The 25,354-nt window shown below is 44.7% G+C and carries 18 protein-coding genes and 1 pseudogene; 8 read left to right on the top strand and 11 right to left on the bottom strand.

Going from position 1 to position 25,354, the window contains the following annotated elements:
* Positions 1–171 precede the first annotated feature (171 nt).
* Positions 172–423, bottom strand: a complete 252-nt coding sequence (locus tag AM228_RS06475; protein WP_322096541.1) for a hypothetical protein — start codon at positions 421–423, stop codon at positions 172–174.
* Between the two features lie 679 nt (positions 424–1,102).
* Positions 1,103–2,125, bottom strand: a complete 1,023-nt coding sequence (gene egtD, locus AM228_RS06470; RefSeq protein WP_082348769.1) for an L-histidine N(alpha)-methyltransferase — start codon at positions 2,123–2,125, stop codon at positions 1,103–1,105.
* Positions 2,126–2,598: 473 nt separating this feature from the next.
* On the opposite strand from egtD, the gene AM228_RS06460 reads away from it, so the two are divergent.
* Positions 2,599–3,426 carry a DUF4058 family protein gene (locus AM228_RS06460; RefSeq protein WP_054465275.1) on the top strand — a complete coding sequence of 276 codons (828 nt, stop codon included), beginning with the start codon at positions 2,599–2,601 and terminating at the stop codon, positions 3,424–3,426.
* A gap of 136 nt (positions 3,427–3,562) precedes the next feature.
* Here the strand turns inward: AM228_RS06460 and panD are convergent, their stop codons facing one another.
* Both panD and AM228_RS06450 read right to left on the bottom strand, forming a co-directional pair.
* Positions 3,563–4,042, bottom strand: coding sequence for an aspartate 1-decarboxylase (panD, locus tag AM228_RS06455; RefSeq protein WP_054465274.1), 480 nt, complete (start codon positions 4,040–4,042; stop codon positions 3,563–3,565).
* 251 nt (positions 4,043–4,293) lie between these two features.
* Entirely contained in the window at positions 4,294–7,584 is a 3,291-nt protein-coding gene (locus AM228_RS06450; protein WP_054465273.1) for a HEAT repeat domain-containing protein, read from the bottom strand.
* Between the two features lie 750 nt (positions 7,585–8,334).
* Between AM228_RS06450 and AM228_RS06445 the strand changes: the two genes are divergently transcribed.
* Positions 8,335–8,820: a YbhB/YbcL family Raf kinase inhibitor-like protein gene (locus AM228_RS06445; RefSeq protein WP_054465272.1), complete on the top strand. Its 486-nt coding sequence runs from the start codon at positions 8,335–8,337 to the stop codon at positions 8,818–8,820.
* Positions 8,821–9,100: 280 nt separating this feature from the next.
* On the opposite strand, the gene AM228_RS06440 is transcribed toward AM228_RS06445, so the two are convergent.
* Positions 9,101–10,063 carry an N-acetylglucosamine kinase gene (locus AM228_RS06440; RefSeq protein ID WP_054465271.1) on the bottom strand — a complete coding sequence of 321 codons (963 nt, stop codon included), beginning with the start codon at positions 10,061–10,063 and terminating at the stop codon, positions 9,101–9,103.
* A 222-nt stretch (positions 10,064–10,285) separates the two neighbouring features.
* Here AM228_RS06440 and AM228_RS06435 point away from each other — a divergent pair, with 222 nt between their 5' ends.
* Positions 10,286–12,898, top strand: coding sequence for a M1 family metallopeptidase (locus AM228_RS06435; protein ID WP_054465270.1), 2,613 nt, complete (start codon positions 10,286–10,288; stop codon positions 12,896–12,898).
* A 60-nt stretch (positions 12,899–12,958) separates the two neighbouring features.
* Here AM228_RS06435 and AM228_RS06430 read toward each other — a convergent pair whose 3' ends face one another.
* Positions 12,959–14,023: a WecB/TagA/CpsF family glycosyltransferase gene (locus tag AM228_RS06430; protein ID WP_072160691.1), complete on the bottom strand. Its 1,065-nt coding sequence runs from the start codon at positions 14,021–14,023 to the stop codon at positions 12,959–12,961.
* A gap of 372 nt (positions 14,024–14,395) precedes the next feature.
* Between AM228_RS06430 and AM228_RS06425 the strand changes: the two genes are divergently transcribed.
* On the top strand, positions 14,396–15,064 hold the full coding sequence (locus AM228_RS06425) for a CDP-alcohol phosphatidyltransferase family protein (protein ID WP_054465269.1): 669 nt from the start codon (positions 14,396–14,398) through the stop codon (positions 15,062–15,064).
* A gap of 253 nt (positions 15,065–15,317) precedes the next feature.
* On the opposite strand, the gene AM228_RS06420 is transcribed toward AM228_RS06425, so the two are convergent.
* Entirely contained in the window at positions 15,318–17,039 is a 1,722-nt protein-coding gene (locus AM228_RS06420; RefSeq protein WP_054465268.1) for a hypothetical protein, read from the bottom strand.
* Between the two features lie 51 nt (positions 17,040–17,090).
* On the opposite strand from AM228_RS06420, the gene AM228_RS06415 reads away from it, so the two are divergent.
* The 3 genes from AM228_RS06415 (at position 17,091) to glmU (ending at position 20,793) form a co-directional block, all read left to right on the top strand.
* Complete coding sequence (locus tag AM228_RS06415) at positions 17,091–18,011, top strand: tRNA (5-methylaminomethyl-2-thiouridine)(34)-methyltransferase MnmD (RefSeq protein WP_054465267.1); 921 nt, start codon at positions 17,091–17,093, stop codon at positions 18,009–18,011.
* Positions 18,012–18,211: 200 nt separating this feature from the next.
* Positions 18,212–19,204, top strand: coding sequence for a two-component system response regulator (locus AM228_RS06410; RefSeq protein WP_054465266.1), 993 nt, complete (start codon positions 18,212–18,214; stop codon positions 19,202–19,204).
* A gap of 164 nt (positions 19,205–19,368) precedes the next feature.
* The gene (glmU, locus tag AM228_RS06405; protein WP_054465265.1) at positions 19,369–20,793 is read left to right on the top strand and encodes a bifunctional UDP-N-acetylglucosamine diphosphorylase/glucosamine-1-phosphate N-acetyltransferase GlmU; all 1,425 of its coding nucleotides are present in this window, start codon (positions 19,369–19,371) and stop codon (positions 20,791–20,793) included.
* A gap of 450 nt (positions 20,794–21,243) precedes the next feature.
* Here glmU and AM228_RS06395 read toward each other — a convergent pair whose 3' ends face one another.
* Both AM228_RS06395 and AM228_RS29285 read right to left on the bottom strand, forming a co-directional pair.
* The gene (locus tag AM228_RS06395) at positions 21,244–22,191 is read right to left on the bottom strand and encodes an isoaspartyl peptidase/L-asparaginase (RefSeq protein WP_054465263.1); all 948 of its coding nucleotides are present in this window, start codon (positions 22,189–22,191) and stop codon (positions 21,244–21,246) included.
* A 92-nt stretch (positions 22,192–22,283) separates the two neighbouring features.
* On the bottom strand, positions 22,284–22,463 hold the full coding sequence (locus AM228_RS29285; RefSeq protein WP_072160690.1) for a DUF2256 domain-containing protein: 180 nt from the start codon (positions 22,461–22,463) through the stop codon (positions 22,284–22,286).
* Positions 22,464–22,990: 527 nt separating this feature from the next.
* Here AM228_RS29285 and AM228_RS34950 point away from each other — a divergent pair.
* Positions 22,991–23,423 (top strand): annotated as a pseudogene (locus AM228_RS34950) (transposase); the annotation flags it as partial.
* A gap of 323 nt (positions 23,424–23,746) precedes the next feature.
* On the opposite strand, the gene rpiA reads toward AM228_RS34950, so the two are convergent.
* On the bottom strand, positions 23,747–24,457 hold the full coding sequence (gene rpiA / locus AM228_RS06390) for a ribose-5-phosphate isomerase RpiA (protein WP_054465262.1): 711 nt from the start codon (positions 24,455–24,457) through the stop codon (positions 23,747–23,749).
* A gap of 159 nt (positions 24,458–24,616) precedes the next feature.
* Positions 24,617–25,330 (bottom strand): class I SAM-dependent methyltransferase, encoded by a 714-nt coding sequence (locus tag AM228_RS06385; RefSeq protein ID WP_054465261.1) that lies wholly within the window; start codon positions 25,328–25,330, stop codon positions 24,617–24,619.
* Between the last annotated feature and the right edge of the window lie 24 nt (positions 25,331–25,354).

Here is a 25,354-nt window from a genome sequence, read left to right as displayed (position 1 = left end):
ATTTTGGTTTATTTTGGTTTATTTTGGCTTATTTTCCCGATCGCATTAGATAGTCGCCCAGAAATCAAACGCCGATAAAATAAAAATCAGAGCGCGATCAATGCCCTGATTCTTAAGAAAAAAATTGGATAATTGCTTTCAGAGAGAATCTCCGAACTGGGTTAAACAGGTTTAAAGAGCTTGTCGAGAAACATATTTTTCAAAGTTCGCCTGAGTCTGTTGTAACAACTGCTCTCGGCTATCTTTAGTTTGAATTAAGGTGGGAATCAAGTTCCGGGCTTGTAAAGTCATGTGAAGCTGTAAGTGAGCCACATACTCACCGATATCTTCACGCATCAAACCAGCAGCTTGTTGATTCAGTTGTGAAGTCAAAGTGTTCTCCATCCAAAGATTCTCGGCATTGGCAATATTTCTTTGAACCATACCATCTTTCGAGACATCAGGTTTTATTTTGTAATGAAGCTTAACGATTTACCCCAGGGTTTGTAAACAAATATGAAGGTTTCGGCCTGGGCGTTCGCGAAAGCGTGCCGGAGGCATCTTGCCCTTGCGCCCTGGGGAAATTAGTCAGCACCCCCGTGGTGGCGGGGTGCTGCCCCCAGGTTTTCTGGCGGAATTTTAATGAGTCTTATGGAGCGGTTAGAAACCGGGTTTCTTAATTTAAGTTTTGGCTGGGTGGCAAGAGTTATCGCAGAAACCCGGTTTCTTGTTCCTGGGATACATAAACCTGGGTCACAGAAACCGGGTAATTAACGTTAACCTTTGCCACCAACCAACAACTCTTATAGAAACCCGGTTTCTGGGAAAGCCGAAGTCAAGTAGCCCCAAGAGAGAAGGAAAATTGACCGCAGCGGGTTAGAGCCAAATTCAGAGCCAAATTTAGAGCCAAATTCAGAGCCAAATTCCGATAGCAACCTATCGCTAAACTGTAGCTGAAAAGCTGCTTTGCGCTCTTCCAGAGCGACACCGGGTTTGTCTTTCAGTAGCCTCTATATTTTGTGGTCTAAGAAAGCCACGAAGAAAGCAATAAAGAAAGCCACAAAGAAAGCAACCCGGTTTCTAGAATAATTAACTTAGTTGAGAACAGAGCAGTGCCTTGTCCTTACTTTTGACATAACAACAAACCAAACCATTCTTTGGGATCTGTCCAAGCTTTGACTAATTTTAGTCCCCGGTCTTTTAAATATTCTTGCTTGTGGGCAAAATCAAATTTACGAGAAATTTCCGTTAAGATACTTTCTCCGGCAGAAAACTGAACGGTAAAGTCCAGTTTTTCCAGCCGAACTTGATGAGATTTATGACAATTTAAGTACATTTCAATCTGAGATGCTTCTTGATTGTAAATGGCTTCATGGCTAAATAGATTTAGATTAAAATTCCCCCCAAAGCGCCAGTTTAAATGGGAGAGCATATTCAGATTGAATTCGGCGGTGACTCCTTGGGCATCGTTATAGGCGGGTTCGAGAATATGATGCGGTTTTTGTAAGTCAACCCCCAATAAAAAGTAATCTTCTTCTCGCAAAGCGATATGAATTTCTTCAAAAAAGCGATCGCACTCTTCGGGAGGAAAATTCCCTAAACTGCTGCCCAAAAATATAATCACTCGCGATGCAAATTTGGTGGGAGGAAGATGTAGCAGGGCTTGTTCATAAGTGCCGACTAAACCGCGAATGTGTAATCCCGGATATTCTTGCGCTAACTGTTTGGCACTGGCTTCGAGAATGCCCCCACTGACATCAATGGGGACATACATTGATGGATGTCCTAATCCTTGATAAGCGTCTAATAATAGACGAGTTTTGCTGGAACTGCCACTACCTAGTTCTACTAATTCACTCGGCCCGGTGATCTGGGCAATTTCCCCCGCATATTGGGCGAGAATTGCCGCTTCGGTGCGAGTGGGATAATATTCGGGCAACTCACAAATTTGTTCAAATAAATCTGACCCGCGATCGTCGTAAAAGTATTTGGGGGGTATCGATTTAGGGTTTTGGGTCAGTCCCCAAACGATATCTTCACCATGATTGCTGGTGATTTCGGCAGCGGATGGGCGATCGCTGGCGATTCTCACAATCTCTAAAGGGTTTGCTTTTAATACATTCAAGGGGGCTGTTACGGGAATCATGGGGTTAAATTTAATCTCAATGAAATTTATTCGCAAGGGAGGTTTAGTTCACTTCAGACTCGTTTTGAGTCAATCTGAAATCTGAAAAACACGGGCTTATTGCTCAGAGTGGTAATTTTATCAATAATTGGGGACTAATTGGGAACTGCTGACATAAAATTTCTGCATCAAGCGAGAAATTCCACCCCGGACAGTCGATTCAGCCCTGTCGATCCAGCCGGGGTGATTTCGGGCATTTCCGCCCAGCCTGGGCTGTTAAGTGTAAATTCTTATCAACCGCTGATTAAGCACCAGGGCATATTGTATAAATATTGTATGATTTGGGGATGGGGAAAGTTTTTGCGGAATTTTGTGGGGACAAGTAAAGGGGACAAGTAAAGGGGACAAGTAAAGGAGACAAGTAAAGGGGACAAGTAAAGGAGACAAGTAAAGGGGACAAGTAAAATAGAGGAGAGAACAACGGAGAAAATGTTATGCCGAATAATCCTTTTCCCGGAATTAACCCATATCTGGAACATCCAGAACTCTGGCCGGGAATTCATTTATTACTGATTGGTCAGTTAACTCAGGTTCTAGCACCCCAACTGCGTCCTAAATATCGAGTGGCGGTTGAGGTGAGAATTTATGAAGATATTGACGAGCGATCGCTTGTAGGGTGCGTTAGCGGTAGCGTAACGCACCAATGTGGTATTCCAGATTTAGCGGTGAAAAGGGTTCAAACAACGGCCAAACAGCCTGCAAGTAATGTGGCTGTTGCCCCATCTCCCACAAAGCTACAAAAAGTGGCAGTTCCCGTTCCCGAAACCATTAAACAAGGGTATTTAGAAATCCGAGAAGTAGCGACCCAGGAAGTAATCACCGCCATTGAAATCCTTTCTCCGGTGAATAAACGCCCAGGGGAGGGACGAGAAAAATATCAAATTAAAAGAAATAAAATATTCAGCAGTGCCACTCATTTAGTGGAAATTGATTTATTGCGGCGGGGAGAACCGATGCCGGTTTATGGGAATAATCTTGAGAGTCACTATCGAATTTTAGTTAGTCGCAGCGACTGTCGTCCAGAAGCCGATTTATATAGTTTTAATTTGCCCGATCCAATTCCGTCATTTCCTCTACCCCTGAAGGCAGAAGATAGTGAACCAAGGATCGATTTACAAGCATTGTTGAATCAGATTTACGATACAGGAAGTTACGATATGGCGATCGATTATACCCAAGCACCTGTACCGCCATTATTAGAAGCAGAAAAGCTTTGGGCTGAAGATTTGTTAAAATCCCAACAATTGATAATTGATAATTGATAATTGATAATTAAGTATATTAACTATCAACCATCAACCATCAACCATCAACTATCAACCATAGAATCTCTACCCATCAACCATCAACTATCAACTATCAACCATAGAATCCCTACCCATCAACTATCAATAATTGTTAATTATCTGCGGAAAGAGGCTGATTTAACGGCCCATTCACCCAATTGGTTGGCGCGATCGCACTCTGGGCAGAGCGAAATTCAACGTAACCTTCGGCGGGAATTAGCTGTTGATAAAGAAATTCTTGACAGCGGTTGTGTTCGTCGGCAATAATCACTCTGGCAGTATGTCCATGAAGCAGCACTTCATCGCGATCGCACTCTTGATAAGCGGCAATAATCACCGCATCTCCAGGATTACATAAATGAGCCGCCGCGCCATTAATACAAACCATACCGCTGCCCGGTTCTCCCGGTAACACATAAGTGGACAAACGCTGACCATTGTTCACATTCCAAATGCAGACCTCCTCTAAAGGTAAAATCCCCACTTTTTCAATTAATTCCCGGTCAATGGTGACACTGCCCATGTATTCTATATTTGCCTCAGTCACCCGCACCCGATGCAATTTAGCGTGCATCAGCTTAATTTTAGACATTTATTGCTCCCGAAATCAGTCCACGATCAGTGATAAGAATTACCAGATAAAACTCAGGAAAAAATCGATCGACTATTCATAGATAGTTGTTGTAGACAATAACATAGATGTTTGGAGACATTTCTCTGATTTCACCATTTGCCCAAAATTTAAATGAGATATTTTTTCAGGATTTCTCTAAAAATCCCTAGCTTTTTGGCAAAGCTGGGGATGGACAGCTTTTAATCACAGTGATTAACTTTTAGGTTATCTTAAATCATCTGACTAGATCCAGACAAGCAAGTGAGCAATCGCGGACAAACCTCAATTAATTGCTCAAATTTGTTTCTCCCCAAGGTCAATAAAATCGTGTCAGTTTCCGCCACCACCGTCATCTGAAGGGGTTCATCTTGTAAAAGCGCCATCTCACCGATACATTGAGTCGGCATCACTTGGGCTGTTGCTAGGGAAGAATCGGGCTTCTCTGAGATTAAAAGAAGACTGCCCTGATAGACAATGTACATTTTGTTGAGGATTTGTCCGGGATGACAAATCTGTGTCCCTGACGGAAATTCTTCTCTGGTCAAAGATCGGTGAATCAGTAACAGTTCGTCCAGGAAAAGGCGACTAAACAACAGAACAGTCTTGAGAAATAAAACTCGATTGATGAAAAAATCAATGGCCGCTTCCGGTGGTTGGGGTGCAGAGGTGACATAACCGAGGACATCTTGGACTAAAGAATCGCTAAATGTATCCTGCTGCTGGATATCCGGTAGGTTCTGGACAATAAATTCTGGGTTGGCCATTAATAAAGCGCCAATCATAATCCAGCGATCGCCTGATTTGAGGATTTCCAGCCAGTGTAGGGGCGTAAGCCTTACGCCCTGATCGCTAATTCCTGGGGATTTTACTGGCTTCGGTTCTTCTGTATCCAGTTGTTCTAATAAGGGAATAATCGGCAGGACAAAGCGGCGATGTCGCCCAGAGGCTAAGGCTTCTACGGCGGCGGCTTTAGCCCGCACATCGGTTTTATGGAGGATTTGCCGCACATAACTGAAAGTTCCCGAATGGTCGAGACAAGAAAGCACATAGAGTACCCGATGGGTGAGTCGGTGGTGGTAATCTTTAATGGCAATCTCCAAGGGTTGACCAGTAAGATTGGGGTTGCCCCTTAGATTTTGGTTAGACTGCTGCCATTGAATCGTGCGACCCACCAGACGATAATCTGACTTGAAATACTCATAGAGGATATCTTCCGCATGGGTAGTCCCCACTTTGGCGATCGCGGAAATAGCCGCTTCCACCACTTCTAATCGCGGTGACTGCAACAAATCCTGTGCCAAAGGTAAGCTGGCTTCCCCATACCTCGCCAGGGCTTCAGCGGCTTGTAGTCTGACCGCCAAATTGCGATGTTTTAAACCCGTCACCACCTGATCGATCGCTTGGGGAGAATGCAGCACCCCTAAAAGATTAAAAGCTGCTGCCTGCACTAAACTATTGCGACTATTTAATTGCTGCACCGCCAAATCCGCTAGGTAGGTATCTTCTGGCAATGCCAATTCAGACAAAACTTCCAAGCCGTCCCGTTTCACTCCATCGCTGGCATCTTTGATAATTTGAATCAGTAACGGAATCAAAGCTCGATTTTTGGTGCTTCTAATTGCCCGAATCACCGTGATTTGAGTTAAGCTATCGAGTTTTGACCCCCAAACCCGTTCGCAGACCGCTTGAATTTCAGGATTCTGGTTGCCGCCCCTTTCTAGGTTTTGAACCGTGGCGGCTAAACAAACCAAGGCTTGAATTTGGGATTTTTCCCGCAGGACTTGGCGGAGTTGGTTTTCTGATTGCGGGCTGTGGTTGGCTTCAGAGATCGTGGCAATAGTTTTGAGGGGAGTATTCCGCAAAATGCGGCGGATTTCGCTGTTAGTTAAAGATTGCTGACTGGCGATTAAGGCTTCTAGGGCAATAAGTTGCAAGGGAAAATTATCGCAGGTGAGCAGACTGCCTAGGTAACGGCTAATATCTGGGTGCCGGACACTGAGGAATTTGACGATCGCTCGTCGGGCGATCGCATCTCCTTGAGAGATCAACTCATCCACTTGTTCTAATACTTGGCTGGGATTATCTAAGCGACTGGCTAATTCTAACCCTAAAATCCTTCGGTCAAAATGAGGACTACTGAGCAGTTCGCGGACTTCTGATAAATACTTCGCCGGTAACTGCGTCAGTCCATCTCCGAGATCGTCGAGTTTGATCGATTCTGAACGTAGCAAGGTCAATAAAGACTGTAAATAACTCTTGCCCAGTTGGTAGCGCACCCCCAGAAATAAGCCACTGAGGGTAAGACCCAGCACGGTGATTTGGAATGGGTTGAGCAATGATTGGCAGATCCAAAGCAGTCCCCCGGCAAAACTCAGACCCATGCCACTAAATAACCCTTCGTTGAGGGCGCGAATTCTGCCCACAAAACGGTAGGGGACCGCGTTGTAATTTAAGGTATAGATCGGCTTGTTGATGCTAAATTCCAGGGGTTCTTTGTTGACATGAGAGGCGATCGCCGCCGGTAAACGAAAATTAATCGCTAATCCCAAAAAAGATAATACCGTTGTCAGGGGATAAGCTAAATTCATTGGCCCGACTCCCAGACGTTGGACTAATGGCTGAGTAAAAAAGTAGAGCACCAAAAACTGCACCAGATTATTAATAATCCGCATCTGACCCATAAAAGCGGTGAGTTTTTGCTCGTCAGGAAATGAAGTAGAGTAAATGCTGAAAAACTGAAACTCCGAAATCGTGGCGAGGATAATCACCAAAAAGGCACTGGTGGCTAAATAAATAATGATGGGATAGCGTTTAACTAAATTGGGAAAGGTTTTTAACTCAGCCAGAAATCCTCCCTGGGTATCTTTATATTTATTTCCCCCCCCTAAAAAAAAATTGAACTGCTGAAAGGAATTGTCCAGATAAGCGAGTTGAGCGATCGCGATCGCGCAGACCACCGGAACAGCCAACAAGATATCCTCGGTGCTGAAATATTTTGCCAGCAAACTGGTCATTCCCCCACCGATCAATCCCCCAGCGGCCATCGCCATCGCCAAAAAACTGGCATAACGTTTATAATCCAGAGTATTAAAATAGTCAGAGACTAAGCTGGGAAATAAAATATCCGTGTGCATTTCCCACTGGAAATAAAAGCCAATAAACATCACATAGTACAGAGACAAACCTCCAACTTCTGCCCCAACCCCCGCATTCAGCAAGAAGCGCAGCAGCAATGAAAATACCATTGTAAACAGCAGCATATAGCGAAATAACTGCGCCCGGTTAAAACGGTCAACCACTTGAGAAAACCAGCCATAAATAGGAATGGATAATACACCCATCAAAATGTAGGAAAAAGGCAGATTTTCTGGGCCAGCATGAGTTAAGAATAAAGAACTACCCACGGTAAAACCCAGACCATTCAGGGTCATAATCGATGCGGCGATCGACAGAAACAGAATCAGCAGTCGATTTTTCTGATTTATACTGCTTTCTCTGGGTTTAAATAGGCGGTTCTGCATATAGTTGACTATGTGATTGTTGTATGGCGATAAAATTTTACTATCAAAAGCCGGAAAAACTTATCGGCGATATTGCTCCGCAAAGCTCCTGCGCGTTCGCGCTCTTTGCCAGCCTAATTTGATAGTTAGCAAAACAGCTTTTCCGAGCATCATCCGCGATCGCCTCAGCTATAAATGTCCCGTGGCAAGGTGACTCTTTTGGTAATCTGAAATAAACGGGCGAAGCATTCGGGTAATTGCCTTAACTGTTACAAGGGATAATTAACTGCCCTTAGGCGAAGCCTTCTCGAAGAGTATGCTTCGCCCCCACCCGATGATTTTTTTTCATATTGTAATTCTATTTACCGAGTTGTCAAGTTGACTGGGCATCAAATTAGACACTCCTGGCATAATTCAGGAGCAATCCCCCCCTAAACCCCCTTGGCAGCGCCACTCGGAGCGATGATAATTTTGCCCTCTTGTCTATTAAATTTATCTCCTGGGGAATCCGTACCGCAAATCTGACTGATATTGATGTTTTCATCTGGGTAAAATTGTCCTCTAGGCTGCCCATTTTTCCGCAAGATTCGGTAAGTTGACCATAAACGCCATGAATGATTGACCTTGGGCGGCAAAATTTTTCACCATAGAGACTTAAAATCATCAAAAATTAAGAAAAAGTAAAAATATAATAGTGGCCAATTTTTAGCTAAAATTTAGGATATAATAGGGAAAGATGTCCCTAGGAAAACATGACTGAGGGAAAACACTATGAAACTTGAAAGTTCGGCATTTTCAGCCAACGGTTTAATTCCACCGATCCACACTTGCGATTCCCATAAGGGATCCGCTCTCGCGAATCCCCAAGATATTTCTCCGGCTTTGATTTGGGATGAACCACCGGCAGGAACTCAAAGTTTTGCCCTAATTTGTGATGACCCAGATGCCCCTGGGAAAACTTGGGTTCACTGGGTTCTGTACGATTTGCCTGCCACCACTCGTGAGTTAGTAGAGTCGGTGCCACCCACCGCTACCCTGGAGAATGGAGGAATTCACGGTATCAATGATTTTGGCAGTTTGGGGTATGGTGGCCCTTGTCCTCCCAGTGGCACTCATCGATATTTTTTTAAGCTTTATGCTTTGGATCGAAAGTTGGGCTTAAAACCCGGTGCCACCCAAGCGAAGTTATTAACAGCAATGGCAGGTCATATTTTAGCGGAAACTGAGCTTATGGGACGCTATGCCCGACAAAAATAGTCCAAAAATAGTCCAAAAATAGTCAAGATAAATCAAAACGGCGATCGCTTGTTTACCTTAATTAAGAAAAAATAGAAAAACCAGAAAAAACACTGACAAACATCAGAAACAAACGTTCTTTTATCAATCAAAAAACGCCACTTCAAATTAAAAGTTAAACGGAGTGAAACGCGGTCGATCGCAGATAGTGTGAGGGAGCAGCTAAAATTGTCTTCGATATTTCCGCGATTCCTGGTAGAAGCAACCCTTAATTAACGATTAATTGACGATTAATTAACGATTAATTATTGTGGCACGATATAATTTGCTCCCAGGCTAATATTCCCGCGCCATAAGCCGGTTCATGGAGCGGCCAAATAATTTTAGCCTGGGGATATTGGCGGGTAATTTCTTGCTCAAAGCGATCGCGAATTTTCGCGGTTCCGGCCCAAACGCCGCCCATTGTCACGATTTCAAAGGAGCTATCCTTAAACAAGGACTCACATAAAATCTCGGTCATCGAAACCAATTCGGCCACGGCGCGATCGATAATTTGATTCGCCACCGGATCCCCCGCCACTGCTGCCGCATTCACCCACGGCGCTAATGCAGCAATATCTTTAGGCTTCCAGTTGCCTCGGTAGACAATAGCAATCAAATCTTCTACGGTCTTTAATTCTAGCTGCTGCATCAAATCCGTGGTCAAACGAGTCGGTTGCTGACGACCATCAAATGCCCGCATCACTGCTCGCAACCCTTGGATGGCAATATCATAACCACTGCCTTCGTCCCCTAAAAGATAACCCCAGCCGCCGACTCGTCCGGTGACACCCTCGTGGTTGCGTCCGTAAGCAATGGAACCAGTCCCAGCTACGGCGACAATGCCCACATTCTGATGGGTGCCCCCAGCGAGGGCGATCGCGCAATCGTGACTGACATACACGCATTCGGGGGGCAGGGCTAACTGAACCGGGTCATCGTTTCTGTAGGGCAACTGCTGCACCACACTATGAACCACCACTTGATCTTCGGGACGACCGACTCCCGCTAACCCCAAACCAATGGCTGCGATATCGGCAAAATCCATCTCTGGGGGAACCGCCCGTTTAATGGCGATCGCGATCGACTGACCGGCAGCATCCAGTCCCACGGTTTGATAATTAGAAGGCCCCGCCTCTCCGCGTCCGCAAACTTCCCCCGCTGAGTTAATCAGCACGCAAATGGTCTTAGTCCCACCGCCATCAATTCCTAGAACATAACTCATATCAACCTTGGAAATTTATTAGACCTATTATTAGACTTAAATGTATAAATTTTCCCTTAATCAGGCGATCGAGCGATCGCCTGTTCCTTTCTCTGGCCGATCCGTACATCTACGCAAGATTTTACCAAGGCAGCCCACTGAAGCGCTAATCTAAAATCAGTAGCTTAGATAGCGTACCTAGACACTTTCACTTTTCAGTCTTAGAGATTCACTATTTTGACCATGTTGCAATTTTACTTTGATGACCACGACGATCCCCGATCCTTTGAGTTACCAGGGGCAAAACCCCACTACAACCCAGATCGGCCCGGTCAAGTTGAGCATATTGCCTTAAATTTAGCCCTAAATATTCCCCAGCAAAGCTATGAAGGCACTTGTAGTATTCGCCTAAAACCCGTCCGCAATGGCATTCAATCCTTAACTTTGGATGCGGTCAGCCTGAATATTAAATCCGTCAAGGTAGACAAAAAGAAACTATCCTTTGCTTATGATGGGGAACAACTAAATATTAAGCTCAATGAACCCACCAAAGTAGACCACCCTTTCACGATCGCGATCGCCTACAGCGTAGAAAAACCCCAACGGGGCATATATTTTGTCGGCCACGATCGCCACGATCCCTATAAACCCGTGCAAGTTTGGACCCAAGGGGAAGATGAAGACTCGCGGTTTTGGTTTCCCTGTTTTGACTACCCAGGACAACTCGCCACTTCAGAAATAAAAATCAAAGTTCCGAAGCAATTCATGGCCATTTCTAACGGTGAACTGATTGCCGTTAAAGAAGAAGGTGAATCTAAAATTTATCACTGGTATCAAAAAGAAGTTCATCCGACTTATTTGATGACTTTGGCGGTAGGGGATTTTGCGGAAATTCAAGACGAGTGGCAAGGAAAACCTGTCACCTATTATGTAGAGAAAAACCGTCAAGAAGATGCGCGGCGCAGCATGGGCAAAACGCCGCATATGATTTCATTTTTTAGCCAAATTTTTGGCTATGCTTATCCTTATCCTAAATATGCCCAAGTTTGTGTGGCAGATTTTATCTTTGGCGGGATGGAAAATACCTCAACCACCCTGCTGACCGATCGCTGCTTATTAGACGAACGGGCTGCCTTAGATGACCAGCGCACGGAAACTTTAGTTGCCCACGAATTAGCCCATCAATGGTTTGGGGATTTAGTGGTAATTAAACATTGGTCTCATGCCTGGTTAAAAGAAGGCATGGCTACTTATTCTGAAGTTCTCTGGACTGACCATGAATATGGGGCTGATGCGGCAGCTTACTATCGTTTAATTGAAGCCCGCAACTATTTTAGTGAAGATAAAAATCGCTATCGGCGGCCAATTGTCACCCATGTTTATCGGGAAGCAATTGAACTTTACGATCGCCACCTTTATGAGAAAGGCGGTTGTGTTTATCACATGATTCGGGCAGAGTTAGGGGACGAGTTATTTTTTAAAGCGATCGCCACCTTTGTCCAAGACAATGCTCACAAAACCGTAGAAACCATTGACCTATTACGGGCGATCGAAAAAGCCACCGGACGGAATCTACTATTCTTATTCGATCAATATGTCTATCGGGGTGGACATCCTGAATATAGAGTTTCCTATTCTTGGGATAACAATAATTCTTTTGCCAAAATCACCGTCACCCAAACTCAGGTGAAAAGCGACAAAAAAAATCCCCATCCTCATAAAGAATTATTTGACCTAAAAATTCCCATTGCCTTTGGGTATGTCCATGAAACCGAAGGCGTAAAACTCACCACCTTTACGGTGCGGATCCACGAACGGGAACAGAGTTTTTATTTCCCCTTGCCAGAAAAACCCCGATTTATTAGTTTTGATGCCGGAAATCACTATCTCAAAACCGTTCAATTAGACTATCCGGTGGCGGAACTTAAAGAACAATTGAAATTAGATCCAGACCCTATTTCTCGGATCTATGCCGCTGAAGCCCTCGCCGTCGGCCCGAAAAAAAATGGGGGCAACTTAGAAGCAGTAAAAGCTTTGGCAGAAGCCCTCAAACAGGAGCCATTCTGGGGGGTGCGCCTGGAAGTGGCTAAAAATCTCGGCAAAATTAAACTGGATCAAGCCTTTGATGCCCTAGTGGAAGGGTTAAAAGATGAAAATCCCTGGGTGCGGCGAGCGGTGGTGGAAGCTTTAGGCACCATTAAAACCGCTGAAAGTTATAAAGCCCTGAAACCTTTAGTAGAAAAGGGCGATCCCAGCTACTATGTGGAAGCCGCCGCTAACAAAGCCATTGGGTCAATTGCCGCCGCCAAATTAGACGAAAAACCCAAAGAAAGCCGGGTGATTAAGTTACTCAAAACCGTGCTGGAAGAACGGGCTGGTTGGAATGAGGTAGTTAGAAATGGCGCGATCGCTGGTCTAAGTGAACTCAAAACCTCCGAAGAAGCACTAAATATTATCTTGCACTACACCCAAGCCGGAGTGCCTCAACCCTTACGCTTAGGGGCAATTCGGGCATTAGGCACCATTTCCACCGGCCAAAATGCCCCCGCCCTGGAACGCATTTTAGAGCGGTTATCAGAACTCTCCGCAGAAACCTTTTTTCTCACTCAAGTAGCGGTAGTCACTGCCTTGGGACAAATGGAAACCCCAAAAGCGATCGGCATTTTGCAATCCTTAGCGGATCAAACCCCAGATGGTCGTGTCCGTCGGATCGCCGAAGAAGCCATCCACAAAGTTGAGAAAAAAATTGGCTCCGATAAAGCCTTAAAACAACTCCGTGACGAATTACAGCAATTGAAAAAACAAAATCAAGAACTGAGAAGTCGTCTGGAAACTCTAGAAGCCAAATCTCAATAATTCACCTTCGTCCACATACCGTTCACATACCCGTAGGGGCGAAGCATTCCGGCAGATCCGTTATGGCTTAAAAGCAGAGATTTTATCCCGGAATGCTTCGCCCTTTGCATTCCGGCAGTGGTAGGGTGGGCAAATACTTGCCCACCCTACTAACTTGGTATTAACAAACCCACCAACCCCAAAGCCAGGGCAAAGCATTCGGGTAATACATTCTCCGTTTTTACCCAAAATTAATCGCCCGAATGCTTTGCCCCTACAGGTTTTTATCGCGATCGCTTCCCACCCTGAGTGGTAGGGTGGGCAAATACTTGCCCACCCTAGGGGCGCAAGCATTGGACCCCTACTAACTACTAATTCCCCGAAATATTCACCAATTTCAAATGGGTTGCGATACAGACCCAATTGTTCCTTAATAATCAACCAAAGAAACGGGATATCTTCAATCAAATATCGTTTCCAAAGCCGTTTGGGGTCTGAAAGTAATCGATGAATCCACTCAATCCCTAAATTACTCATCCAAGCAGGCGATCGCTGAACATACCCGGCTTCAAAATCAATCGTCGCCCCGATCGCCAAGAACACCTTAATATGCTTAAACCGATCTTTATATTTATAGATCCATTTTTCTTGTTTTGGTGCGCCCACACCCACCGCCAAAACCGTAGCCCCTGATTCATTAATCATCTCGATAATTTTTTCGCATTCCGCCTCATTTTTTTCAAAGCCATAAGAGGGTGAATGCGCTGCAATGACCATTTGGCGACCCACTTTGCGATTAATCTTTTCTTGAGCGGTTTCTGGCACTCCCGGACCACCGCCCAAAAGAAATATGGTCATGGTTTCATCATCTTTATAATAGTCATAAAATCTAGGAAATAAATCTGACCCAGACACTCGTTCTTTCAGGAGTCGATTAATTAACCGCGAAATAAAAATCAGAATTTGACTATCACAAGTGCGATAGTCTGCCTCTTGATAAATCTGATAAAATTCTCGATCTTTTTGCCACTTAATGATATGATCTACATTGGGAGTTACTACCATACCGCCATGTTTCAAATTTTCCAATAACTCCACTATCGATAAATTATCAATTGGCAAGTTTAAAATATTGACCCTATTCATAGCCTGAATAGCCCCAAAATAATTATTTTGGGGCTATTCAGAGCGAGTAAAATTATCCTGAAATATTATTCTATTTCCAATCATAAACCTTAGAAACATATTTCCATGATAAAGGTTTTTGTCAAAATCCCCGATCGCGTAAATCAACGCAATTAAATCGATAATTTCGTTGATTTATTCTATAAAAATCGGTTAATTTACAAGTGTCATGCAAATTTAATAACTTTTGGGCAAAATTGTCAAGTTTTTGTTACAAAAGCATCATCATTGAGCCAATGAGGTTGCCCAATTTCTGTAGTGCTTGTACATCTCTGAAGCTAATTGATCGTTAAGCTAGATATCTGTAATTTGCCAAAAACCAAAAACTCTGACATGGATATAAAATCTCACCAAAGAATAAATCAAACTCTCTTGACCCCATTAGAAAAGCCGGTCTTGCAAATTTTAGCCGCTCAAATGCCCCGTTGGGTGACACCTGATGTCCTCACCGCTGTGGGCATTTTGGGAGCAATGGTGATTTTTATCAGTTATTGCTTGACCAACATCGATCGCAATTTTTTGTGGTTAGTTGACCTCGGTTTTGCGATCAATTGGTTTGGGGATAGTTTAGATGGAACTTTAGCCCGGTATAGAAAAATTGAGCGCCCCAAGTATGGTTTTTTTCTCGATCATACGGTGGATGCGTTTAATGAGTTTATCATCGTCATGGGATTGGGATTATCCCCTTATGTCAGCTTTGCGATCGCCTGTTTAGGATTAATTGGTTACTTACTGCTTTCCGTACTGGTTTACGTTCGCACCGCAGTAGATGGGGTTTTTCAAATTTCTTATGGTCAACTTGGGCCGACGGAAGTGAGAGTTATTTTTATTTTGCTGAATACCATCATGTATTTTATGGTATTCCCGAAAATTACCCTGCCCTTCGGTGTCCTATCGGTTTATGATGTGATCTTCGCAATTTTAGCGGCGATCTTAATTCTGATTTTCATCGGATCTAGTGTCAAATCTGGCATTGAATTATCCAACGTGGATCAAAAATAGGAGCAGAGGAGCTTCAGGAGCAGAGGGGATGAGGGGATGAGGGGATGAGGAGCAGAGGGGAGAGTGAATAGTGAATAGTGAATAGTGAATAGTGAATAGTGAATAGTGATAATTCTTTTGTACGGGCTTTTCACTTTCCCCCGCACCCCCGCACCCCACACCCTACACCCTACACCCTACACCGATGGCAGCCCTACACCCTACACCCTACACCCTACGCCGATGGCGGCCTCACACCCCGTTCCCTGAAACCTCAAGAATTTAATCTTTCTTCTAATTCCCTTAAGATTCTTTGTTTTTCTGAATTTCCCATCATAAAATTACCCATTAGTCCACCTAAACCCCTCTGATTAAGTCGGGTTGGGGCTATCTGGTTGGCGATCGGTAATTGGGGGTAAATCATGCCATCTAATAGGGTCATAATTTGATCGTAAATTTCTGAGGGAGGTAAAGTTTTATGCCCAGATGCGGGCGTTTCCGGTGGCGTAATGCCGAGGTAAATTTTGGCTTGAGTTTCCATTTCTGAAACCGCAGCGATCGCCCAAAATACCGCTGCCCGAATCAAGCCTATCCCCATCTTAGGAAATGCCGGTTCTCCCAGCAGTCCTAACTTTCCTTCCGCCACCGAATTTCCCGAAAACGTACTCGCTCTTTGCAAGGGTTTTACGGGTTTATTTAGATCATGGTCATCATTAAGATTGGCCGCATTTTCCTGGACAAACTTCACGGCTTTTTGGTACTTCTGAAAAGCCGTTAAAAAGTCGGGAATCTCAAAGTCATCATCGGCTTCATGGAAGCGATCGCCAGCTAATTTGTAAATCACTTTGCTGGCCAGGGGAATATCCGCAGCCCCAACCAAAGCATCTAACAAACTTAAAATTTCTGGATCATCCACCGCCTCACCATCTCGGATCTGGTGGTAAACTCCCAGATATTTTTTCTGCTCTTTTTCTGATACTGTACTCAGAATCTCCGGTTCGAGCCAAGCATCTAGAGCTAAAGCCGATGAGGTAGCAGCGGCTATCAAATACTGATGGATTAATTCTGGAAATAAATAGGAATTGAGAACGATCGCATTTAGCTGATGTAAAGCGGTAAAATTCACCACGGCTTCTCCAGCCCGAATAAACTGATAGGTCGATTTAATCAAGCGTTTTTTAGCTTCGGTGAGATAAGCTACCGCTAACGCTTCCTCCAAACATTCCTCAATTGCCCTAAGCCTGGAATTTTGGCTACCAATAATATATCGATCGCGAATTTCCCTAGGTAAATTAGCGGATAACACAATAAAGTCTAATAGGTCTAAAGCCGGTAAATTTTTCACCGCTTGTCCAGCATTAAGTACCCCATAGGCTTCTGAACATTGGCTTTTACTCAGACTTTCAATCGGAGCATGAGCCACTTGCTGATTAATTTGACGATAAATATTGAGTCCTTCATGGAAGAGGGTATGAAACACCACAAAAGCGTCATTGTCCTGAATGCCACATTTCTTCAAACGCCGTTTACAAGCATTTTCTAAACCCGGGGAAATCTTAATGTCATAACTTTTTCCCGACTTTAAAGTGACATTTTGGGAACCGCCTTTTTCAGCAATTTCATAACCGATAAAAACATGATAGACTTCTTCAGGAAGTTCTGATGATCCCGTTGATTTGCCGGAATTAACTTGGGAAATCCAGTTTTGGGTGCTTTGAGTGGCCGAATTAGAAACCTTTTGGGCTTTCTGGGTAATCGCTTGACCCGCTTGAGAGGCTTGTTTAGCGATTCCGCGCAGCGGATCGCTAACGCGAATCGCCTCACTCAAATTATGCGCCGCATCAGAAGCTTGATTTTGCAGTTGATCCTTAACATCAGCGGCTTTTTTACTGATGGCTTGACCCGCTTGGGATGCTTGCTTGGCGATCGCCTCTTTCATGCCCTGGGTCATTTCATTAGCAGCTTGCCAAAAAGATGATGGCTGTTTTTTACTCATGCCACAACATTAATTTTTTCTTTAATTTCGTCGGAGATATTACTTCCTAGTATGACCCAAAGCGATCGCTTTAAACCACAACCCACAGCAGATGGTTCTTTTACCTTCTTTTCCCCGGAGTTTGGCGAAACCTTTCATAGTCACTTTGGGGCAAAGGAAGAAGCCCAGCGTAAATTTGTGGAACCCACCCAGTTATTCCGCAAAGCCCAACAACCCAACCTAAAAATCCTGGATATTTGTTATGGCCTTGGTTACAACACAGCCGCAGCCTTAGCAACCATTAGGCAAAGAAATCCTGATTGTGTGGTGGAATGGGTGGGACTGGAGTTAGACCCCCACGTTCCCCAATGCGCGATCGCGGAAAATCTTTTAAATAGCTGGCCACCGGCAATTGTGCAAATCCTAACTGAATTAGGGAACCATCACCAATTAGATCAACCCAATCTTAGCGCTCAACTGCTGATCGGCGATGCCCGTCAAACGATTCAACAAATCTTAAAGCGGGGATTTGCAGCGGACGCGATTTTTCTCGACCCCTTCTCTCCCCCCAGTTGCCCGCAGTTATGGACAGTCGAATTTTTCCGGTTAGTGGCACAATGTTTAAATTCCAGGGGATATCTTGCCACTTATTCTTGTTCAGCCGCCGTAAGAACTGCTTTAATAGAAGTAGGACTAACAATTGGCTCCACCCCTCCGGTAGGTCGGCGATCGCCCGGTACAATTGCTTGGTGGCCTGATACCAGTGACTCTGATTTTCTCTTATTAGATGAAACCGGGAAATCCGTAGATATTCGTTTGTCTCAACAAGAGCAAGAACATCTACAAACTCGTGCAGCTATTCCCTATCGCGATCCTACCCTCTCTGACTCCGCTGAGTCAATCTTAAATCGCCGAGTTCTGGAGCAGAAAAATTCTGCTCTACCACCTACTTCTCAATGGAAAAAGCGATGGTGGACTAACATATCTATTTGAATGTTTACCACAGAAACGCAGAGAAACACAAAAAATACCCAGATATAACGCTAATATCTTACTTAAGCTAAAAATAGATGCGTTATTACCATTAATTCAAGTAGACAAAAGCGTAACTACCTTCTTGTTACGGCCAACAAACTGACAACAAGTGGTGCGCTATAAAAGATTGTATCATATTTACGAAAAGGTGCTTCAAAGTGAACTTTCTTGAGACAGAACGATCTAAAATTCTAGTGGTAGACGATCATCCAGCCAGCCGGATGACCGCAATGGCTTTATTGTCTGTGGAAGGCTATGAAATTCTAGAAGCAGACAGTGGCCCTGCCGCCTTGGCACAGGTCAAAGAAACCAATCCAGATTTAATTTTACTGGATGTAATGATGCCGGGAATGGACGGATTTGAGGTCTGTCGCCACTTAAAACAAAGCGAAGGAACTCGGTTAATTCCGATTGTATTTGTCACCGCCCTCAATGACCGGCGATCGCGCATCCGAGGGATCGAAGCGGGAGGAGACGATTTTCTCACCAAACCCTTTGACCATTTAGAACTTTCTGCCAGAGTCAAATCCCTAATTCGACAGAAACGGCTAAACGAAGACCTCGACCATGCGGAGAAAGTCCTATTTTCCATTGCCAAAACCGTAGAAAGCCGCGATCCGAATACCGGCGACCATTGCGAAAGGCTGGTAGAACGAGGGCAAGAATTTGGGGAATATCTGGGTTTGCCCCGCAACCAAATTCGGGATTTAATGTGGGGCGGTTATCTCCACGATATTGGCAAAGTGGGGATTCCTGATTCAGTGCTGCTGAAAACAGGTCGCCTCACAGAGGAAGAATGGGTGATTATGCGACAGCACGTGATTATTGGGGAAAAAATTTGTAAACCTCTGCGAACAATGCGAGGGGTGATTCCCATTATTCGCCACCACCATGAACGCTGGGATGGAAGTGGTTATCCCGATGGTTTAATCGGTGATGAAATTCCCTATTTAGCTCAAGTCTTTCAAATTATTGATATTTACGATGCCTTAACCAGTGAACGACCGTATAAAAAAGCGTTCTCTCCCCAAACCGCTTTGGAAATTATGCAGGAGGAAACCGATAAAGGTTGGCGAAATCCTAAACTGATGCAACAGTTCAGAGATTTTATGTTCCAAGTGAGTGCAGAAATTCACTCCTTAGCGAGTTAAATAGTTGTTTGTTGTTTGTTGTTTGTTGTTTCTCCTCTTCAAATAATAACCAATAACTAATAAACAATAAATAATAACAAACAACAAACAACAAATAACGAATAACAATCAATGGTAAAATCTCCTGATGTAGAGATCCCCAAAAAAATAAAAGAAAAAAAAGCATGGTAGCAGTAGCAATTTTAGCGGCTGGACGCGGGACACGCATGAAGTCTGATCTGCCCAAAGTTTTACATCAGTTGGGAGGGCGATCGCTCATAGAAAGAGTGTTAGAAGTAGGGGCGCAATGCTTGCGCCCGCAAGCATTATCCCCCAAGCCCTCGGACATTGAGCCATCCCATTGTTTTGTCATAGTGGGATATAAAGGAGAATTGGTTCAAGCGGTTTGTGAAGCGAGATTTTCCCGGCAGCAGCAGTCGGGACAACTACCTCCCTTAACATTTGTGCAACAAACCGAGCAACTCGGGACAGGTCATGCCATCCAGCAACTACTTCCCCACTTGCAAGGATTTGAGGGAGATTTACTGGTTTTGAATGGGGACGTGCCGTTGTTGCAACCAGAAACCATTAAAATGCTGCTGGAAACTCACACTACCCATAAAAATGCGGCCACGCTGTTGACCGCACAGTTGCCAGACCCCAAAGGATATGGCCGGGTATTTTGCGATCGCGATAATTTCCTGCAACAAATCGTTGAAGACCGAGACTGCACCCCGGAACAAAAGCAAAATCGCCGGATTAATGCGGGGGTTTATTGCTTTAATTGGCCTGCTTTGGCCAAGGTTTTGCCAGATTTAAAGGCGAACAATGACCAGCAAGAATATTATTTAACCGATGCGGTGAATTTTCTGGCTCCAGTGATGGCGGTAGATGTGGCCGATTATCAGGAAATTTTGGGGATTAATGACCGCAAACAGTTGGCGAACGCTTACAGCATTTTACAAGAACGCCTCAAAGATCGTTGGATGCGAGCCGGTGTCACCCTGGTCGATCCGAACAGTATCACCATTGATGATACGGTGCAATTCGATCGCGATGTAATTATTGAACCTCAAACCCACCTCCGGGGTCATACGGTGATTCGTTCTGGGGCGAGGATCGGGCCTGGGAGTCTCATTGAAAATAGTGAAATTGGTGAAAATGTCCGGGTTTTGTATTCGGTCATCACCGATAGCCAAGTAGCTGCGGACAGCATTGTTGGACCTTATGCCCATTTGCGGGGTAAGGCGAAAATTGGTCAAGGTTGCCGGGTCGGTAATTTTGTGGAGATTAAAAAGAGTACCGTGGGCGATCGCACCAATGTAGCCCATCTTTCTTACCTGGGAGATGCCACCTTGGGCGAACGAGTGAATATCGGTGCGGGAACCATTACTGCCAACTATGACGGGGTGAATAAACATCAAACCATTATCGGTGACGGCAGTAAAACCGGGGCAAATAGCGTGCTGGTGGCCCCTGTCACCCTGGGAGAAAATGTCACCGTAGCCGCAGGATCGACCATTACCAAAGATGTGGAGGATAACGCTTTGGCGATCGCTCGCTCCCGTCAAGCATCGATCGCGAATTGGCAACCCTTAAAAAAAGATTAGTTGGTTGTTGATTGTTGGTTGTTGATTGTTGGTTGTTGGTTGTTGGGTAGGGAAAGTGAAAAGTGATGCATTGAAAAGTCCTAGGGGCGAATGGCCATATAGCCTGACGGCATGGGCTTCGCAAGGACGCCCGTACAAAATAAGTATCACTATTCACTATTCACTATTCACTATTCACTCTCTCCTCTGCTCGATTGGCGGCTCGATTGGCGGCTCGATTGGCGGCTCGATTGGCGGCTCGATTTGCGGCTCCCCCGCACCCCCGCTCCGGAGCGACCTCGGGGGGATCGCCCCTACAGCCGCACCCCTGCACCCCTGCACCACTGTTCTCTGTTCCCTGTTCCCTGTTCCCTGTTCCCTGTTGGTTGTTGATTGTTGGGTAGGGATTCTTTGACTGTAAGGACACGGGCTTTCGCCGTGTCCTTTTTTTTTGGTTATACTTTTTTGCTTTTAGGCCAAGAAAACCTGAGTATCTTTGCCCATTTCTAAACTATCTCCCATGCGCTGACCGTCGTGAAACGCGGCCAAAATCACCTCAGAAGTTTTCCCCCAGGCGATCGCCCCTGTCGCATCAATGCCAATAGCGCCTAAATCGCGCTGATGCTCGTGAGACTCTGCAAAAGACCGCTCAAAAGCTTGTTTCAGAGAAAACCCATCCGTTACCCGGATCACAATCTTAGCCGCCAAACACTCGTCAATAATATCTTCCCCAATGCCGGTACAACTCACCGCTGCATGAGGACTGGCATAATTTCCCGCAGGCATAGCCGAATCACTCACCCGACCAATCCGTTCAAATCCTTTACCCCCGGTGGAAGTTCCCGCAGCGAGACGACCTTGGTTATCTAAGGCAACCACGCCAATTGTCCCCCGACCGGCTTCGCTGGGTTTACTCTCTGCCACCACATTCGCCATTGTCCGCGAAAAATTATCTTTGCGTTCTTCGATCCATTCGCCCAAGCGTAAGTCCGTCAAGGGGTCATGGATGGGGATATTTAATTCTCGTAATAAATAGGCAGCGCCATGATCGGACAACACACGGTCGGGACTTGCTTGTAGAAACTGAGCCAAATCAATGGGATTTTTCAGCCGAGAGACATTAATCACCCCACTGAATTTTTGAGTTAGCCCATCCATTAATGAAGCGCTCATTCTAATTTGACCATCAGATTGGAGAACGGAACCAGTCCCGGCATTAAAACGGGGATCGTCTTCGAGCATCCGACAGCCGTGGACGACGGCCTCTTTTGCAGTGGCACCCTCTTCTAGCATCTGATAAACTTCACCGAGAACCTTGTAAAGAGACTGGCGCACCGCTGCTACGCCTCCCTTTCCTTGTAAAGAACTTCCTGCCCCACCGTGAATGATTAGCTTGGGTTGCACCTGACCAGTTGACATGGGTTAATCTTTTGAGGAATGTTTTAAATCTTGCGATCGCCCATTTTACCGTGTTCTCGGTGACATTCATTATTTTTTTGCCATCATTGCCATCATCTCGGTGGCGGTTCGTCCTTGAAAGATGATGCCTGAGAACGACGCCGCCGACACCGTTCAGAGCAATATTTCACCTCATCCCAACAATCCGCCCATTTTTTCCGCCAACTAAAAGGACGTTGACACACGACACAGATTTTTTCCGGTAAATCAGACTTAGATCGCGATCGGCTCATATTCATTATTAATGTTCTTATCAATTAAGGCTCTTACGGTAAATAGTTCTCCAGTGGATTAGGGGTCGATGGGAGAATCACTCCTCCCACCTCCCATTCAGAACCCCCTAAGTGCCACTTTCACGGCAATAGGCTCCTACCTATGTTGACGTTGGCGGTCATAGGTACGACTACCAGAGTGGTAATTCTTCCTCCTGATATCCTTGGGCGCTGCCGTCACATCTTGTCTTTAAGTCGTGACAGTGTGCGTACACAATTGCAGGTTTTTCTATTCATCGAACCCGCCTTTGCTTTTGGGAATGGTTTATGTGATCTACTTCTAGCAGGTCGCTGCTTGTGAAGTATTGTCCGCAATATGGACATTTACCATGCATGCTTTTTCAGCAGTTTTGCCACTCTTGTAGGGGTTTCTATATCATTTCCTCGCCTGGTACTCCAGTAAACAAAGTCTCCGTCGAATGGTGATTTGTCAGGTTGTATCAAGGTGTGTCGTTTGATTTCGACATCCCCTTGCTTCAAGAGGGGAAAGACCGATCGCTAATGTCAATTGGAAATTTAAGTGGTTATGGTTGTATGGTTTTGTTCGTCCTCTAACGGGAGAAACCTACTGGTGGATTCTTCCATTAGTGAACACTCAATTGTGCGGATTTTGCCCGGGAATTGGGTGTCGGTCGGGACAAACAGATTGTGTTAGCAGTAGATCAAGCCGGATGGCATCGGAGTCAGGATTTAGAAATTCCCGTGGGACTACATTTAATTTTTTTACCTCCTTATTCACCGGAATTACAACCGGCGGAAAGGTTATGACCCTGAGTCAATGAACCCATTGCTAACCAATCTTTTGAGAGTCTGGATGATTTAGAAGATGTCTTATTTGACCGTTGTCAAAGTTTATTAAAACAGCCCGATTTAATTCAAGGATTAACTGGTTTTCAGTGGTGGCTTGAAATGGGGGTTTAATTATAACTGATTAAACGGACATGATATAAGAGAAGCGATCGCCTCTTTCCCCCGGAAAAGAAACCGGGTTTTTTTTGGTGGAACTAACAGTTAACTGTGGCCACAAAAAATCGAGTCCCGGTTTCTGTCTACTTGGTTTCTGTGCCAAGAAGAGATCGCTATTTTATTTGCTAGAAAGGCGATCGCATATTCCCCAAACATAATAAACCAGGTTTTTTCTGTGCTTTATCCAGAATTGCCGGGAAAAATAGTAAAAACCCGGTTTCTGGTTGCTGGAATCCCCCCAACCCACCTAAAAAAGGGGGCAGTCAAAAGACTAATTTTTACATTTCTCTGACTACGGGCTGGCCATCTTTGATTTCGCCAATTAAGACCACATCAGTAACATTCACAAATAGGCCATTTTCTAATACTCCGGGCAGGTTATTCAGGGTTTTTTCTAATTCAGCCGGGTTATCGATTTTGTCAAATTTTACGTCAATGACAAAGTTGCCTTGATCTGTGATCACGGGGCCTGCTTTTTTGATGCCCATCCGTAGTTCCGGTTTGCCCCCAAGTTTGGCGATCGCCCGCATGACCGGGGTCATTGCCATGGGCAGCACTTCCACGGGTAACAAAAATGTCGAACCCAGTTTATCCACCAGTTTGGAACTATCAACCACCACAATAAACTGATCGGCGAGGCTATCCACCACTTTTTCACGGGTATGGGCGGCACCACCCCCTTTAATTAAGTTCTTGTTTGGATCCACTTCATCGGCACCATCGATCGCCACATCAATATGATCCACTTCATCAAGAGTGGTTAAAGGAACGCCATATTTTTTCGCCAGCACTTCCGCTTGAAATGAGGTGGGAATCCCTTTAATATCAGTCAGTTCCCCGGACTGAATTCTTTCCCCAATATACTGAATCGCATAAGCAGTAGTCGAACCTGTTCCCAGTCCGACGATGGAACCAGATTTTACCCGATCCGCCGCTGCTTTGCCCACTTGTTGTTTCATTAATGTGACCGCATCTGTTGCTGTACTCATAGTAAATACTCCGATTAATCCGATTAAATTCTCATAACCTTGGGTATTATATGCCTTTAGGGTAAGTTAATTTAAATTTTTTTTACTCCGGGGTAAACCAAGGGTTACATATCCCTAAAGCGAGATTCATCTTGAGAAAAAACAACATTTAATCAACATTTAATCAATGGCGGGATTAGATTTTCTGAAAATGACAAAACCCTGATAACCTGTATCGATTAAAATATGTTGATATATTTTTTGATCGATTAATTCATCAATTACTTTTTTGACGGGAGAATTGTTTTGCTTCTGGGCATCATACCAGCCAAAATAATCATGTAAGATAAAATATCCACCAGGTCTTAGACATGGGGTATATTGAACTACATCCCTTTTACAGCCTTCATAGCTGTGGTCGCCGTCAATAAAGATTAAGTCCGCTTGTCCTTGAACGGTGACAGTCTGAGAGGGGCGATCGATAAATTCTACATATTGATTCAGTTGCGCTTCGTTAATTAAGTCTCTGGCTTCTTGAGTGGGAAATGGGTCAATAGAAAATAATTTTCTAGTTTGGGGTTTTTCTAATTTTTCATAGTTACTATCCGGTCGTTGTTTATGTTGGGCTGGTTCCTGCCAACCAATATCGATAAATTTTAAAGCACTGGCTAATGATAAGGTAGAAAATCCCTTGAATCGTCCGATTTCGATGATGGATGCGGCGCGAATACTTACCGCTAAGGAAAACAAGGTCATGCCTACCCCAAATTCAGATCCTCCCGCAACTAAGGAACGTCGCAGTAAGCCGAAAAATGAGCCAAAATAAGCATCGATCGCCTGATGATTTTGGGGTAAAAATTCTGTTTCAAAGATGGAGTGATTTAGAGGTGACATCGATTTACAATGAGAATTTAATGC

Source organism: Planktothricoides sp. SR001 (assembly GCF_001276715.1).
Taxonomy (GTDB): Bacteria; Cyanobacteriota; Cyanobacteriia; order Cyanobacteriales; family Laspinemataceae; genus Planktothricoides; species Planktothricoides raciborskii.
The sequence above is the reverse complement of the archived record's forward strand: the minus strand, read 5'-3'. Positions and strand labels throughout refer to the sequence as shown.